The 15,671-nt window shown below is 51.5% G+C and carries 16 protein-coding genes; 6 read left to right on the top strand and 10 right to left on the bottom strand.

Going from position 1 to position 15,671, the window contains the following annotated elements:
* Nucleotides 1-22: 22 nt before the first annotated feature.
* Complete coding sequence (gene nanA, locus OGV80_RS15895) at nt 23-916, bottom strand: N-acetylneuraminate lyase (protein WP_087052968.1); 894 nt, start codon at nt 914-916, stop codon at nt 23-25.
* 258 nt (nt 917-1,174) lie between these two features.
* Nucleotides 1,175-1,966: a transcriptional regulator NanR gene (gene nanR / locus OGV80_RS15890; RefSeq protein WP_075145571.1), complete on the bottom strand. Its 792-nt coding sequence runs from the start codon at nt 1,964-1,966 to the stop codon at nt 1,175-1,177.
* 359 nt (nt 1,967-2,325) lie between these two features.
* Between nanR and dcuC the strand changes: the two genes are divergently transcribed.
* Complete coding sequence (gene dcuC, locus OGV80_RS15885) at nt 2,326-3,693, top strand: anaerobic C4-dicarboxylate transporter DcuC (protein ID WP_286515290.1); 1,368 nt, start codon at nt 2,326-2,328, stop codon at nt 3,691-3,693.
* A 43-nt stretch (nt 3,694-3,736) separates the two neighbouring features.
* Here the strand turns inward: dcuC and sspB are convergent, their stop codons facing one another.
* From sspB to zapE, 5 genes are all read right to left on the bottom strand, one after another.
* Nucleotides 3,737-4,240: a ClpXP protease specificity-enhancing factor gene (sspB, locus tag OGV80_RS15880; RefSeq protein WP_043017814.1), complete on the bottom strand. Its 504-nt coding sequence runs from the start codon at nt 4,238-4,240 to the stop codon at nt 3,737-3,739.
* 5 nt (nt 4,241-4,245) lie between these two features.
* Nucleotides 4,246-4,884 carry a stringent starvation protein SspA gene (gene sspA, locus OGV80_RS15875; protein ID WP_003025132.1) on the bottom strand — a complete coding sequence of 213 codons (639 nt, stop codon included), beginning with the start codon at nt 4,882-4,884 and terminating at the stop codon, nt 4,246-4,248.
* 315 nt (nt 4,885-5,199) lie between these two features.
* On the bottom strand, nt 5,200-5,592 hold the full coding sequence (rpsI, locus tag OGV80_RS15870; RefSeq protein ID WP_003025138.1) for a 30S ribosomal protein S9: 393 nt from the start codon (nt 5,590-5,592) through the stop codon (nt 5,200-5,202).
* 15 nt (nt 5,593-5,607) lie between these two features.
* The gene (gene rplM, locus OGV80_RS15865) at nt 5,608-6,036 is read right to left on the bottom strand and encodes a 50S ribosomal protein L13 (protein WP_003025141.1); all 429 of its coding nucleotides are present in this window, start codon (nt 6,034-6,036) and stop codon (nt 5,608-5,610) included.
* A gap of 218 nt (nt 6,037-6,254) precedes the next feature.
* Nucleotides 6,255-7,382: a cell division protein ZapE gene (zapE, locus tag OGV80_RS15860; protein ID WP_075145568.1), complete on the bottom strand. Its 1,128-nt coding sequence runs from the start codon at nt 7,380-7,382 to the stop codon at nt 6,255-6,257.
* A gap of 192 nt (nt 7,383-7,574) precedes the next feature.
* On the opposite strand from zapE, the gene zapG reads away from it, so the two are divergent.
* The 3 genes from zapG to degS all read left to right on the top strand — a co-directional run bounded on the left by zapG (nt 7,575) and on the right by degS (nt 10,666).
* A complete protein-coding gene (gene zapG, locus OGV80_RS15855; RefSeq protein ID WP_003025147.1) occupies nt 7,575-7,973 on the top strand; it encodes a Z-ring associated protein ZapG in 399 nt (132 codons plus the stop codon).
* 168 nt (nt 7,974-8,141) lie between these two features.
* Nucleotides 8,142-9,509 (top strand): serine endoprotease DegQ, encoded by a 1,368-nt coding sequence (gene degQ / locus OGV80_RS15850; protein WP_043017816.1) that lies wholly within the window; start codon nt 8,142-8,144, stop codon nt 9,507-9,509.
* Between the two features lie 89 nt (nt 9,510-9,598).
* Nucleotides 9,599-10,666: an outer membrane-stress sensor serine endopeptidase DegS gene (gene degS, locus OGV80_RS15845; RefSeq protein WP_003025154.1), complete on the top strand. Its 1,068-nt coding sequence runs from the start codon at nt 9,599-9,601 to the stop codon at nt 10,664-10,666.
* 95 nt (nt 10,667-10,761) lie between these two features.
* Here the strand turns inward: degS and mdh are convergent, their stop codons facing one another.
* Nucleotides 10,762-11,697 (bottom strand): malate dehydrogenase, encoded by a 936-nt coding sequence (gene mdh / locus OGV80_RS15840; RefSeq protein ID WP_003025158.1) that lies wholly within the window; start codon nt 11,695-11,697, stop codon nt 10,762-10,764.
* 436 nt (nt 11,698-12,133) lie between these two features.
* On the opposite strand from mdh, the gene argR reads away from it, so the two are divergent.
* Both argR and yhcN read left to right on the top strand, forming a co-directional pair.
* On the top strand, nt 12,134-12,604 hold the full coding sequence (gene argR, locus OGV80_RS15835; protein WP_003025162.1) for a transcriptional regulator ArgR: 471 nt from the start codon (nt 12,134-12,136) through the stop codon (nt 12,602-12,604).
* Nucleotides 12,605-12,979: 375 nt separating this feature from the next.
* Nucleotides 12,980-13,246, top strand: coding sequence for a peroxide/acid stress response protein YhcN (gene yhcN, locus OGV80_RS15830; protein ID WP_003025165.1), 267 nt, complete (start codon nt 12,980-12,982; stop codon nt 13,244-13,246).
* A 57-nt stretch (nt 13,247-13,303) separates the two neighbouring features.
* Here the strand turns inward: yhcN and OGV80_RS15825 are convergent, their stop codons facing one another.
* Nucleotides 13,304-13,582, bottom strand: coding sequence for a barstar family protein (locus OGV80_RS15825; RefSeq protein WP_043017817.1), 279 nt, complete (start codon nt 13,580-13,582; stop codon nt 13,304-13,306).
* A 119-nt stretch (nt 13,583-13,701) separates the two neighbouring features.
* Nucleotides 13,702-15,669, bottom strand: a complete 1,968-nt coding sequence (aaeB, locus tag OGV80_RS15820) for a p-hydroxybenzoic acid efflux pump subunit AaeB (protein WP_043017818.1) — start codon at nt 15,667-15,669, stop codon at nt 13,702-13,704.
* Nucleotides 15,670-15,671 lie beyond the last annotated feature (2 nt).

Raw genomic sequence — 15,671 nt, 5'->3', positions numbered from 1 at the left:
AAGCGCCCCCGGCGACCCGCGATTACGCCTTTTCCGCCAGCAGTTGGTTTGCCAGCGCTTTCAGTTCCGGCAGATATCGTTCATCTACCGGGGCAAATGGTTTACGGCACAGTGGGACAGAAACCACATCCATATAGTGCAGTACCGTTTTCAGGCCGCGGAACACGCCAACCTTAATAAGCAGATCGATAACTTTATTGCACTCGGTTTGCAGCTTTTGCGCCGTCCGGATGTCGCCTTCTTTGAGCGCTTTCACAATTCCCTGATAACGCCATCCCATGATGTTGTAAGTGCTACCGATACCGCCATCTGCACCCGCAAGCAGACCAGAAGCGAAGATCTCGTCATAGCCGTTATAAAGCACCAGATCGGGGTGAGCGCGGCGGATCTGTTCCATCTGATAGAGATCGCCTGAAGTTTGCTTCAGCGCACCAACGCCCGGCAACGTCACCAGCGTGTTGATCTGATCCAGCGTCAATTTCACACCGCTCAGCGCCGGAATGTTATAGACCACCATCGGTAAACCATCAGCAGAATCAATAATCGCGCGATAGTGATCGCAATGCTCTTCAAAGCTGAACGGATAGTAAAACGGCGTGACGGCCGAAACCGCATCAAAGCCGTAGCGATGCGCGGCGCTCGCCAGCTGTTGGCTCTCTTCGGTGCTTACCGTGCCAACGTGGGCGATAAGCGTCACCTTGCCTTTCGCTTCTTCGGCAACAATTTCCAGTACCTGCTCTCTTTCAACGCGGTTTTGGACAAAGGCCTCACCCGTTGAGCCACCGACATAGAGCCCATCTACACCTTGACCAATGTTGAAACGAACCAGGCGGCGCAGACTCTCGATGTCCAGTCGCTGTTGATTATCGAATGGGGTTAACAATGCTGGCATTACGCCTTTTAAATCTCTTGCCATAACGACCTCTGACGATGATTAGTGTTATCTGACTGCATACCTTTATACCTGTTATACCAGATCAAATAAGCAGCAATACAATACAGAACGCTTATAGTGCGATCTACTTCACTAAACACTTCATTCTTCAAGCCGCCTCTGCGTAGCTGCGTTCGCTCACCCCTGTCACATAGTTACCTATGCTCCAGGGGGCTCGCTCTCTTGCCGCCTTGATGCAACTTGAATGATTTTGTGTTTAAACGATCGTCAGGATCGCGATCACTTACGCAATTTTTTACTTTTGCTGAAGGCGTGCCAGGTCGCGGAAACGCTGTTGAGGTGTTCTTGCAGTGCGCGGTCCGCTTCTTCAGGATCGCGCTGGCGAATTGCGTCGACAATAGCTATATGCTGCTGATAACTCACGTTATTGTGCTCATACAACTCTTGATCGGCGACGGCCGGACGAGCTGCAATCAGCCAGTCTAACAGCGCAACATGGATGGCCATAAAGATGGGGTTGCCCGGGATCTCCGCCAGCACACGGTGAAAATCAACATCCGAGCGAATGAACAACGCATTGTCATCGAGCGACTGGCTGTTGATCTCCAGCGCTTTCGCCAGTCTGTCGATTTGCTCGTCCGTCGCATGTTCGGCGGCATATCGGACCAGGCTTGATTCAAAGAACAGTCGCAACTGTTCGAAGTGGGCAATGCCGCCGGGATGCGCGAGGAAATCTTTCGCCATACCGGACAGCTCGCTGATAATAGTATCAGCCGAAGGACGCGAAACGCGGGCGCGCTCGCCGTTGTTGATTTGTACCAGACCTTTGCGTTTTAACGCTGCCAGCGCTTCTCGTACAGAAGGACGGCCCACGTTAAAGAAGGCCATCAGCTCCCGCTCAGACGGCAACTGTTCGCCCTCGCCAAATTCCCGACGACGAATCATCTGCTCCAGTTCTTCTTCAACCATCTCAGACAGTTTTTTACGCGCCAGCGGGCGATTGCGTAAGCTACGGCCAATGGTGGATGGAGAGTCTTCAGCTTGCGAATCAAATGCGTTCATAGGGTCCATTCAGCTAAGTCGTGGTGACAAACAACAGCAGGTTTATCCTAACACAGGATCGAAAGCAGGGTGAAATGATGGTCAATCGGGCTGGGCGACTTATTGGTAATATCTATCTTCAGGATATTTTATTATGTTTAAGCATTACACTTTTATTTAATTAAACAGCATCATATTCGCTTTATGAAATTTATGAATATGAACGTGATAAATTATCATAACCCTCTATTTTATAACGATAAATAATTTAAACATCGAATTAAAAATAAGATATTCACTCCATAAAAATCACCCGAAAAAATATAACATCCGTTTTGACAACAGCATTATTACCGGATTTATCTTCTTCTCTGGCATGGAGTGAAACAATGTTCGGCATCATTATCTCTGTCATCGTTTTATTAACGATGGGTTACCTGATCCTCAAAAACTACAAGCCGCAGGTCGTGCTGGCCGCCGCCGGGATCTTCCTGATGATCTGCGGCGTCTGGCTGGGCTACGGCGCGCTGGTTGCTGACGACAAGAGCAGCGGCTATCTGCTGGTCGATATTTACAACGAAATTCTGCGGATGCTTTCCACCCGGGCGGCCGGACTGGGGTTATCAATCATGGCGGTCGGCGGTTATGCCCGTTATATGGACAAGATGGGAGCCAGCAGAGCGATGGTTAGCCTGTTAAGCCGCCCATTAAAGCTAATCCGCTCACCTTATATTGTTCTTGCTGCCACCTATGTGATTGGTCAGATCATGGCTCAGTTCATTACCAGCGCTTCCGGTTTAGGCATGCTGCTGATGGTGACGCTGTTCCCGACGCTGGTCAGTCTTGGCGTAAGTCGTTTATCCGCGGTGGCGGTCATTGCCACCTCGATGTCAATTGAGTGGGGCATCCTGGAAACCAACTCAATTTTTGCCGCGCAGGTCGCAGGCATGAAAATCGCTACCTACTTCTTTCAGTATCAGTTACCCGTCGCATCGTGCGTGATCGTTGCCGTCGCTATTGCGCATTTTTTCGTTCAGCGGCAGTTTGATAAAAAAGCATTCCCGGAAAGCAACGGATTCGCTGAACAAAAGACGCTGGAAAACGTACCTCCACTCTATTACGCCATTCTCCCCGTTATGCCGTTGCTTCTGATGCTGGGATCGCTTGCCCTTGCACATATGGGGCTAATGAAAGCAGAGCTGAATCTGGTGGTGGTGATGCTGATGAGCATGACGCTGACCATGTTTGTAGAATTCCTGCATAAACATAATCTGCGCGAAACGATGGATGATGTGCAGGCTTTTTTTGACGGCATGGGGACGCAGTTTGCCAACGTTGTCACGCTGGTGGTCGCCGGTGAGATCTTTGCGAAAGGGTTGACGACTATCGGGACTGTCGACGCCGTAATAAAGGGCGCAGAGCATTCCGGTCTCGGCGGCATCGGCGTGATGATCATCATGGCCGTGGTTATTGCCGCTTGTGCGATCGTTATGGGGTCAGGCAACGCGCCGTTTATGTCTTTTGCCAGCCTGATTCCGGATATAGCCGCCGGACTACATATTCCTGCGGTAGTGATGATTATGCCGATGCATTTTGCTACTACGCTGGCCCGGGCGGTGTCCCCCATTACTGCGGTAATTGTAGTGACATCGGGTATTGCCGGCGTATCGCCCTTTGAGGTGGTAAAACGTACGGCTATCCCGATGGCGGTGGGATTTGTGGTGAATATGATAGCCACCATCGCACTGTTTTACTGACCCCGAAGCCAGAAAACAGAACAGGCCCCAAAGGGCCTGTTTTTTATTTCACTACGCGTAGCGCTGGGCGCCCACCGCGAGGCGGCGGCGGCGTGTCATCCGGATCGTTGTCGTCGCCATTATCAGGCTTATCGCCATCAATGACCGACATAACCGGTTCACTCTCAAAACCAGGCGCGTCGTTGTCGTCATCATTTAAGCTGGCGACATCTTCGTCGTAGGCGGCTTCCGGTTCGAACATAGTACCGGCGCCATTTTCACGAGCATAAATTGCCAGAACTGCCGCCAGCGGTACAGAAACCTGACGCGGCACACCACCGAAGCGCGCGTTAAAACGCACTTCATCGTTAGCCAGCTCCAGGTTACCCACCGCACGCGGTGCAATGTTCAGAACAATTTGCCCGTCACGCGCATATTCCATCGGAACCTGCACGTCCTGAAGCGTCACATCCACCACCAGATGCGGCGTGAGCTGGTTGTCTAACAACCACTCATAGAATGCGCGCAGCAGATACGGACGGCGTGGTGTTAGCTGTGGCAAATCCATACAGGTTAACCCCGGCCCAGACGCATTTCACGTTCAGGCTCAGTCAGAGAAGCCAGGAAAGAGTCACGCTCAAAGACGCGAGTCATGTACCCTTTCAGTTCTTTCGAACCTGCACCGTTGAATTCAATACCCAACTGCGGTAAACGCCACAGCAGCGGCGCCAGGTAGCAGTCTACCAGGCTGAACTCATCGCTCAGGAAGTAAGGTTTCTGGCCAAATACTGGCGCAATTGCCAGCAGTTCTTCGCGCAGACGCTTACGCGCGACTTCGGCTTCAGAAGCAGAACCGTTCACGATGACGTTCATCAGCGTGTACCAGTCTTTTTCAATACGCTGCATGTACAGGCGGCTTTCACCACGCGCAACCGGGTAAACCGGCATCAGCGGCGGATGCGGGAAGCGCTCATCCAGGTATTCCATAATGATGCGAGATTCCCACAGGGTCAGCTCACGATCCACCAGTGTCGGTACGCTCTGATTCGGGTTGAGGTCGATCAGATCCTGAGGTGGATTGTCCTTCTCCACATGCTCAATCTCGAAACTAACACCTTTCTCAGCCAGCACAATGCGGACCTGATGGCTATAGATGTCAGTAGGACCAGAAAACAGCGTCATTACCGAACGTTTGTTGGCAGCGACAGCCATGAAAACCTCCAGGTATATTCAGAATTTTTACTGCTACCAGCCACTCAGTGGCCAGCCAGAAGTGATGTCACCCAGATTCGGAAAAGCCATTACTGTTCAAAATACAAACAAAAAATGAACGATACCGGACATTTGGGCAGAAAATTGGATGATAGTTTACCAGATTTTGTGACCTTTGTGGTGAGTCGATTCTTGAAATGGGGAAAAAGAGGTGGCAATCAGCGGATTACCGTGGATCTACTAGCAGAAAAACGATAAAAAAACCCGCCGAAGCGGGTTTTTTCGCAAATTGTTGTCTGCCGAAGCAGAGTACAATTAACGTTTGGAGAACTGAGGACGACGACGTGCTTTACGCAGACCGACTTTCTTACGTTCAACCTGACGAGCATCACGAGTAACGAAGCCAGCTTTACGCAGTTCGCCACGCAGGGATTCGTCGTACTCCATCAGAGCGCGGGTGATACCGTGACGGATCGCACCAGCCTGACCAGAAATACCACCACCTTTAACAGTGATGTACAGATCCAGTTTCTCAACCATGTCGACCAGTTCCAGCGGCTGACGAACTACCATGCGGGCAGTTTCACGACCGAAGTACTGTTCCAGAGAACGTTGGTTGATTACGATTTTACCACTGCCCGGTTTGATGAAAACGCGAGCTGCGGAACTTTTGCGGCGACCAGTGCCGTAGTATTGATTTTCAGCCATTGCCTATAATCCCGATTAGATGTCAAGAACTTGCGGTTGCTGTGCCGCGTGGTTGTGCTCGTTGCCAGCGTAAACTTTCAGTTTACGGAACATAGCACGACCCAGCGGGCCTTTTGGCAGCATGCCTTTAACCGCGATTTCAAGCACACGCTCAGGACGGCGAGCAATCATCTCTTCAAAGGTCGCTTGTTTGATACCACCGATGTGACCGGTGTGGTGATAGTACACTTTGTCAGTACGCTTGTTGCCGGTTACAGCAACTTTGTCAGCGTTCAGAACGATGATGTAATCACCGGTATCTACGTGCGGAGTGTATTCCGCTTTGTGCTTACCGCGCAGGCGCAGAGCCAGTTCGGAAGCCAGACGGCCCAGAGTTTTACCGGTCGCGTCAACAACATACCAGTCGCGTTTTACGGTTTCTGGTTTAGCTGTAAAAGTTTTCATTAAAAGCTTACCCAAATAAATAAGTTACACGTTGGTGAACACCCAAACGTTTTGTCAGTTGAGGTTCACACGACATTGTCCAGCAAACCTACCCCTTCGAATAGCCTATGCCGGCGCATAGAAAGTTTTGGGAAAAAAACTCTCTCGTAACGTGGGGTCGCAAGATTATAGAGAAGTCAGGGTCAAAGATCGACCCCTTTATGTGATTTGCGGCAGGTTTAACCGGCTAAATGTTCCCGCTTCAGATACTCTTCGCTTTGCATCTCCTGCAAACGCGACAAACAGCGCTGAAATTCAAACTTCAGACGCTCGCCCTGATAAATTTCATAGAGTGGTGATGCCGCACTGATCACCAGCTTGACATGGCGTTCATAGAACTCATCCACCAGCGCGATAAAACGCCGCGCTTCGCTTTCCATCAGCGAGGTCATGACCGGCACATCAAACAACAGCACCGTGTGAAACAGACGCGACAGCGCAATGTAGTCATGTTGGCTACGCGCATCGACACAGAGTGTAGTAAACGACACCGCCAGCGTTTGGTTTTCGACGGCCAGCGTCTGCATCGGACGATGATTGATCTCCAGCGTCGGCGCATGTTCACCTTTGGTTCCCGCTAATGCCAGCCAGAGTTTATCCATCTGCTGGCGGGTTTCCTCATTCAGTGGCGACAGCCACAAATGCGCCTGCGTTAAGGTGCGCAGACGATAATCGACGCCAGCATCAACATTCATGATGTCGCAATGCTGTTTGATGGCATCAATGGCAGGAAGAAAGCGCGTGCGTTGCAAACCGTTACGATACAGCTCATCTGGCGGAATATTGGAGGTCGCCACCAGCGTAATACCACGGGCAAATAGCGCTTTCATCAAGCCGCCGAGCAGCATGGCATCGGTGATATCGGAAACAAAAAATTCGTCAAAGCACAGCACGTCGGTTTCGGCCTTAAAACGGTCGGCAATGATTTCCAACGGATCGCTCTGCCCCTGTAAGGCAGTAAGCTCTTCATGGACGCGCAGCATAAAACGGTGGAAGTGCAAACGCTGTTTACGTTCGCCCGGCAGGCTATGGTAGAACAGATCCATCAGCCAGGTTTTTCCGCGCCCAACCCCGCCCCACATATACAAACCACGCACCGGCGCGTTGGTCGGTGACTCACGCTTGCCCAGCAATTTACCAAAACGCGCCATCAGTCCGCTCTCCTGCGGTGCAGGACGTGTCGGCGTCGTAAGCGCCTGGAAAATTGTTTCCAGTCGATTCACGGCTTCTAGTTGTACGTTGTCGGGTTGATGACTGCCGTCTTTGAGGGCTTGCTGGTAACGCGATGTCGGGGAAAGGCTTTGCATGATGTTATTGTTATTCCTTGAGAATCGATGTGCCGTCGCTCACGGTTGACGAAAAAAAGGCCGTTCTACATTACGTGATATAAACACGGGATTCCACTTCTACGGGATTAGCGGTTATAGTGGCATAATCAGGCGCGGGCATGGAGCCTAAAGCCAACACCCTACGGAAACACAAGACAACGGGAGATGTTCATGACCTGGGAATATGCGCTAATTGGGTTAGTCGTCGGTATCATTATTGGTGCTGTAGCCATGCGTTTTGGTAATCGTAAATTACGCCAACAGCAGGCATTGCAGTACGAACTGGAAAAAAATAAAGCTGAGCTGGAAGAGTACCGCGAAGAGCTGGTGAGCCACTTTGCCCGCAGCGCTGAATTGCTGGATAACATGGCGGACGATTATCGTCAGATCTACCAGCATATGGCGAAAAGCTCCAGCAACCTGCTGCCGGGTATGTCGCCAGAAAACAACCCGTTCCGTAATCGTCTGGCAGAGTCCGAAGCAGGCAACGATCAGGCGCCGGTTCAGATGCCGCGTGACTATTCTGAAGGGGCATCAGGCCTGCTGCGTAGCGGCGCAAAGCGCGACTAACCGCACATCGTTAAGAAATTTATTGGGCGCAGCAATTGCGCCCTCCGCTTCTCTTCCCGTCCCAGCTATTATTTAGTCGTTAGCCTCATTGTGACCAAACCGAAAATTCAATAACATCAAACTGTTTTGAATCATCTTCCGTTTACTCAAGGTACGAGAGCAGGATCCATGAAAAAACAAACCCAGCTGTTGAGTGCATTAGCGTTAAGTGTCGGGTTAACTCTCTCGGCGCCATTCCCGGCCGCAGCGTCAATTCCCGGCCAGGTTCCCGGTCAGGCTGCGCTTCCCAGCCTCGCCCCGATGCTGGAGAAAGTGTTACCTGCCGTGGTGAGCGTAAGGGTCGAAGGCACCGCCACTCAGGGACAGAAAGTCCCGGAAGAGTTCAAAAAGTTTTTTGGTGATGAACTTCCCGATCAACCTTCTCAACCTTTTGAAGGGCTGGGTTCAGGGGTCATTATTGATGCTGCCAAAGGCTACGTCCTGACCAATAACCACGTCATTAACCAGGCGCAAAAAATCAGCGTTCAGCTTAATGATGGCCGTGAGTTCGACGCTAAGCTTATCGGCAGCGACGATCAGAGCGATATCGCTCTGCTGCAAATTCAACATCCCAGCAACCTGACACAAATTGCCATTGCCGACTCCGATAAACTCCGCGTGGGTGATTTCGCGGTGGCCGTGGGGAACCCGTTTGGTTTGGGGCAAACAGCCACCTCCGGCATCGTATCGGCGTTGGGTCGCAGCGGGTTGAACCTGGAAGGTCTGGAGAACTTTATTCAGACCGACGCCTCCATCAACCGGGGCAACTCCGGCGGCGCGCTGCTTAACCTCAACGGTGAGCTGATTGGAATTAACACCGCGATTCTGGCCCCGGGCGGCGGCAGTATCGGCATTGGCTTTGCAATCCCGAGCAACATGGCGCGCACGCTGGCGCAGCAGCTGATGCAGTTTGGTGAAATTAAACGTGGCCTGTTGGGCATTAAAGGTACCGAAATGACCTCCGACATCGCCAAAGCGTTCAAACTGGACGTGCAGCGCGGCGCGTTTGTCAGCGAGGTTCTGCCTAACTCCGGTTCCGCAAAAGCAGGAGTAAAGTCCGGCGACGTCATTACCAGTCTCAACGGCAAGCCGCTCAACAGCTTCGCCGAACTGCGTTCACGCATTGCGACAACCGAACCAGGGACCAAAGTCAAACTGGGTCTGCTGCGTAACGGTAAACCGCTGGAGGTTGAAGTCACCCTGGATACCAGTACATCATCGTCCGCCAGTGCGGAGATGATTGCACCTGCGTTACAAGGGGCTACGCTCAGCGATGGTCAGCTAAAAGACGGCACCAAAGGCATCAAAATTGATAACGTTGAAAAAAGCAGTCCAGCCGCGCAGGCCGGTCTGCATAAAGATGACGTTATTATTGGCGTTAACCGCGATCGCGTAAACTCGATCGCCGAAATGCGCAAAGTGCTGGAAGCGAAACCGTCGATCATTGCTCTGCAGGTGGTTCGCGGAAACGAAACTATCTACCTGCTCCTGCGTTAACGCCTGCAACCGGACATCAGCCCCCCGTGTGATGTCCGGTAAACTCGTGATATGCTGCTGCCGTTCCCTTTATTAATGACGCCGCCATCATGTTTGTGAAGCTTTTACGTTCGGTCGCGATTGGTTTAATCGTCGGCGCTATTCTGCTGGCCGCGATGCCCTCTCTGCGCAAAATAAATACACTTACCGCACCGCAGTTCGACAGTGCAGATGAAACACCCGCCAGCTATAACCCGGCGGTTCGCCGTGCAGCGCCTGCCGTCGTGAACGTTTATAACCGCAGTATGAACAGTACCGCGCACAACCAGCTTGAGATCCGCACGCTCGGCTCAGGCGTTATCATGGATCAGCGCGGCTATATCATTACCAATAAGCACGTCATTAATGATGCCGACCAAATCATCGTCGCACTGCAGGATGGACGTGTATTTGAAGCGCTGCTCGTGGGTTCTGATACGTTAACCGACCTTGCGGTGCTGAAAATCAACGCCACTGGCGGCCTGCCGACAATCCCAATTAATAATAAACGCGTGCCGCACATCGGCGATGTGGTTCTCGCCATTGGTAACCCGTACAACCTTGGGCAAACCATCACTCAGGGGATTATCAGCGCCACCGGCCGTATTGGCCTGAACCCGACTGGGCGGCAAAACTTCCTGCAAACCGATGCCTCCATCAACCACGGTAACTCTGGCGGCGCGTTGGTTAACTCGCTGGGCGAGTTGATGGGTATTAACACGCTGTCATTTGATAAGAGCAACGATGGCGAAACCCCGGAAGGGATCGGCTTTGCCATTCCGTTTCAGTTGGCGACTAAAATCATGGATAAGCTGATTCGTGACGGGCGCGTGATTCGCGGCTACATCGGCATCAGCGGTCGTGAAATTGCCCCACTGCACGCTCAGGGTGGCGGAATGGATCAAATTCAGGGGATAGTGGTTAACGAAGTAGCGCCGGACGGTCCGGCGGCACAGGCAGGCATTCAGGTTAACGACCTGATAATCTCGGTCAATAACAAACCGGCGGTATCTGCGCTGGAAACGATGGACCAGGTGGCAGAGATTCGCCCTGGTTCGGTTATCTCCGTCGTCGTGATGCGTGATGACAAACAGCTGACGCTGCAGGTAACGATTCAGGAATACCCTGCGACAAACTGACGTTAGCGCCGGATAACGTACTTTATCCGGCTATAAAAGTGTGGTGCATAAAAAAACCGGAGCCAGGCTCCGGTTTTTTATTTTCTGGCCGTTCGTTACTTAACGAACTCTTCGCCCAGAGTGATATCTTTCTTCAGCGTATCCAGCATACCTTCCAGCGCAGCTTGTTCAAACGCGCTCAGCTTGCCGATAGACTGACGTTCTTCTACGCCGTTTTTGCCCAGCAGCAGCGGCTGAGAGAAGAAGCGAGCATACTGACCGTCGCCTTCAACGTAAGCACATTCAACCACGCCTTTTTCGCCGCTCAGTGCGCGAACCAGTGACAGGCCGAAACGAGCTGCAGCCTGACCCATAGACAGGGTTGCAGATCCGCCACCAGCTTTAGCTTCCACAACTTCAGTACCCGCATTCTGGATACGTTTGGTCAGGTCAGCGGCTTCTTGCTCGGTGAAGCTTACGCCAGGAATTTGTGACAGCAGCGGCAGAATGGTCACGCCAGAGTGGCCGCCAATAACCGGGACTTCAACGTCGCCAGGCTGCTTGCCTTTCAGTTCCGCAACAAAGGTGTTGGAGCGGATGATGTCCAGCGTGGTCACGCCAAACAGTTTGTTCTTATCGTATACGCCTGCTTTTTTCAGCACTTCTGCAGCGATAGCGACGGTCGTGTTCACCGGGTTGGTGATGATACCGATACACGCTTTCGGACAGGTTTTAGCAACCTGCTGCACCAGGTTCTTCACGATACCCGCGTTGACGTTGAACAGGTCGGAACGATCCATACCCGGTTTACGTGCGACACCCGCAGAGATCAGTACCACATCAGCACCTTCCAGTGCAGGGGTAGCGTCTTCACCGCTGAAGCCTTTGATTTTCACAGCAGTAGGGATATGGCTCAAATCAACGGCCACACCAGGCGTTACTGGAGCGATGTCGTACAGGGAGAGTTCTGAACCTGAAGGCAGTTGGGTTTTTAACAGTAATGCTAGCGCCTGACCGATACCACCAGCAGCGCCGAGGACTGCAACTTTCATCCTAAACTCCTTATTATATTGATAAGCAAAGTGTCTATTGCTCCGCGGCGGCGACCTTAATTCACAAATCCAACGAATACAACAACCACGCGTCAAGAATGCGTAGTCACGCAAATTTGGCTTTTATGCATTTAACTTACGTAAAATAAAACCTAAGTTACGTAATTCAAAACCACCCGCACAGTAGAGCAACTTTCCAACAGGTGCTGACAATATACCCTACCCACCTCTCAAAACAACATCAATTTGATAACATTTAATTTACTTTTAAGCTTATTTGCGAGCCGTGACACAGGCATGTTTCTTGATAACGAAATTTGATAAAATTCCGCTCTTTCATAACATTATTTCAGCCTTGAACAAGGCAGACTGTTTGCATAAAAATTCATCTGTATGCACAATAATGTTGTTTCTACCGCCATATTACGGGTGACTTATGCGAAGCTCGGCAAAACAAGAAGAATTAGTAAAGGCGTTTAAAGCGCTGCTTAAAGAAGAAAAGTTCAGCTCTCAGGGCGAAATCGTCCTCGCGTTGCAGGATCAGGGCTTTGATAATATCAATCAGTCCAAGGTTTCTCGCATGCTGACCAAGTTTGGCGCCGTGCGTACCCGCAATGCGAAAATGGAAATGGTGTACTGCCTGCCGGCAGAGTTAGGAGTACCTACTACCTCCAGCCCGCTGAAAAATCTGGTACTGGATATCGACTATAACGATGCGGTCGTGGTTATTCATACCAGCCCTGGCGCTGCTCAGTTGATCGCACGTCTGCTGGATTCATTGGGTAAAGCGGAAGGTATTCTGGGTACGATTGCCGGTGACGATACCATCTTCACCACCCCAGCTAAGGGCTTTACGGTAAAAGATTTGTACGAAGCCATTCTGGAACTGTTCGAACAAGAGCTGTAATGTCTCCTCCCCGTCGCTTCGCGGCGGGGAAAAACCTCTGATTTCTCCCTCCTCCCTCTACTTTCCACTGTCATTCATTTAACAAATGGTGCGTTTAACCGTCAAAAGTCATTCACGCAGTGAATGTGCATGTTCAAAAGCGCACATTTTGCAAAATTTTATATCTACATGATTTTATTGCATTTACTCAACAATCGGCGTTTATAACTCTCTTTTTAATTCCATTTTGTTATAAAAAATATTTTTCTTAACACTTAATACGCCGGGAAACAATTAGCGTGGTATTAATTTATCGCGTGATTAGTGTATACTTGATTTTGTGATGAGGGTCACGAAACGCAGACCCCTATAAAAGAATTCGACGAGGTAAATATCATGAAAATCAAAACTACTATTGCAACCTTAAGCCTTCTTTCTGTTCTCTCTTTCGGCGCAAGCGCCGCGGTTACTCAGGTGAACTCACAAGAAGCACAGAACCTGCAATCCATGGGCAGCATCTCCGTATCTCAGATCGGTAGCTCACCAATGGATATGCGTCAGGCCATCGCCGCTAAAGCTGAAAAAGCGGGCGCCAGCAGCTATCGCGTCACCGAACTCCGTGAAGGCGCTCACTGGCACGCAACTGCAGAACTCTACAAATAAACCCTCGTCGTCTAAGTCCGACGACTTGCCCCCGCCTGCCGGGGGCTTTTTTATGCCTTACGTTGAGTGGCGAACGTTAAAGCGCAGCTGTCCTTCCAGCTCTTCTTCCGCTTCATCGAACAGTAAAATCAGCGCGCCGTATCGCCTGCGCAGCTTGTCCGGTAAATGGACAAATTCAATCTCCAGCGGCAGCGGTAAAACTTCCCCGATAACCACCTCCCACAGAGAATCTAAATCAACCACCTTTTCCCGGGCGAGACCGAACGTGCGCGTAAACTCGCGATAGAAATCACCCTGGTCTTCTATCTCGTCAAAATCAAATGTATAGATGTTCATCTATAGCCACCATCCCGACGCCAGCCACTCTACAGACCGCCCATATACAGGGGTCTCTCGTATTTTCAGCTAAGTATAGCCATAAAAAAACCGACGCTTTTAGCGTCGGTTTTCAACTCTTAATTACTGACCAGCGCATGCTGGTATTTATGCAGCATCCCACTGAGCCGTTTTACCGGTTCGGTCACCTGCGGTGGAGCTTGCCAGATGATTAATTTTTCCTGGTAGATATCAAGCTCCTCCAGCAACTGGCTAAAATAGCGTCGGCGCTTGTCGTCGTTTCCTGCGGAAATCACGCGATCGGCAGTACGGCGAAGCTGGCGGTGGAATGCGGATAAATCCTCGTTCACCGGTACCGGCGCATCGCGCAGGCGCTGATGTGCGATGATCATTGTCAGCGCCAGGCGAAACTTCGGCAGATCGCCAGGAAATTTGTTCATCAGTAAAAACAGCTGCTGATAAAGCGCCGGGAGGTGGTTTTCTTTACGACGTACCACGTTGGTGGTCATTGCTGAAACCGCCGCCGAGACAAACTGGTTGAGCAACACACGCCCCGTTCTGTCACGAGAGTTATCGCGCACCAACATAATGACAATAAACGCCAGCACACAGCCAACAATCTGCCCCAACGCACTGTCAAGGAACTGGCTAAAGTGGAAGGTCATCGGGTTATCCAGCACAATGATATTAATGGTGCTGGCCAGCGCTCCCATCGAACCCAGTCGTCGTTTCTGTACCTCAATCCCCAGAAAGAATCCCAGCACCGCCAGGCTCAGGCACAGTAACAGCATACTTTGCTGCGTATTGGGGATGATCACCAGGAAATAGAGCGCCCCAAGCGGTAACGCCGCCAACGTACCGTAAATAAAGTCTATCGCCACCATGCGTGGGTTGGGCAAACGCATTGCCAGCGAGGTGACAACCGCAATCATCACCATTGCGCCGCTGCCAGAGGTCCAGCCGGTCCACAGCCAGAATAAGGTTCCCAGCACACAAGAAAGCGTGGTGCGCCAGAAGTTGACCATTGCATGATGGCGCTCGGCAGACTCCACTTTCACCACCGGCTCGCCTTGCAGGATCTCTTCTTCCGTAGCGCTAATCTTGGTATTACTCACCACACCGCGTTTGAGCAGCAGGTAGCGCGTCGCAGCGCCTGCCCAACTATATATCGTAACCGGCGTTTCGCGCTCGCCGGTCCAGGCAATCACACGACGCATCCGCTTCAGCTGTTTATGGACATCCTGCACCGTTTCAACCGGTGTATCGAACAACTCGCGGAAGGTGTCAGTGATCAGTTCCGGTCGGGTGTTCTGAATAAGATAGGTTTCGCAGGACTGCGTGATAAGCGTGAGCGACAGCGTGTTCAATGCTTTCAGTCTGCGGTTAGCGCGCACCCAGCGTGAAGACTCCATGTTCAGATTACTGCGCATACCTTCCAGCGCCGCCGTACGCCGGACTAAATCGCCCCACGCTTTGTCAACTTCCTCACTGTCGCCATGCTTTATGCACAACTGCATAAGCTGATACTGCGCCACCAGCAGACTATCCAGTTCAACATCAATCTCTTGTTTCACCGAACGGGGCGAAAAGAGCAGATCGGCCACAATGGCGCAGACAATCCCCATCACAATTTCACTACAGCGTTCGAGCGCAAACTGTGGCGTCAGCAGCGGTTCAGCCTGGATGGTAATGACGATGATCAACGCCGTATAGCCCGAAAGCCCCCATGCGTAGGAGTTTTCGATCTTCACTAGCGATGAGATCCAGGTACAAAACCCGGCCCAGATACAACACACCAGGATCATCAATAACGGGGCGCGGATCATGCTGATGATAATGATCAGTGCGGCAATACAGCCAATAAATGTCCCGACAATACGCAGCATGCCGCGATAGCGGATAGCGCCTGAATAAGGTTCTCCGCCGGCGGCAAAAGCCGGGCCCGCCGCCACAATGGCTGCGGTCAGCACCGCCCAGCGCGGGGTCTCAAGTTGGAAGTGAAAACCAACGAACAGCGCCAGTACAATCGCGCACGCCAGTTTTACCGCAAAGCGGATATGCTGGTTGGCAATGGAGAAAATACCCATCG

The sequence above is a fragment of the Citrobacter sp. Ce119 genome (assembly GCF_030334525.1).
Lineage (GTDB): Bacteria > Pseudomonadota > Gammaproteobacteria > Enterobacterales > Enterobacteriaceae > Citrobacter > Citrobacter europaeus.
Note: the sequence above shows the minus strand (reverse complement) of the source record. Positions and strands in the feature narration are given on the sequence as shown.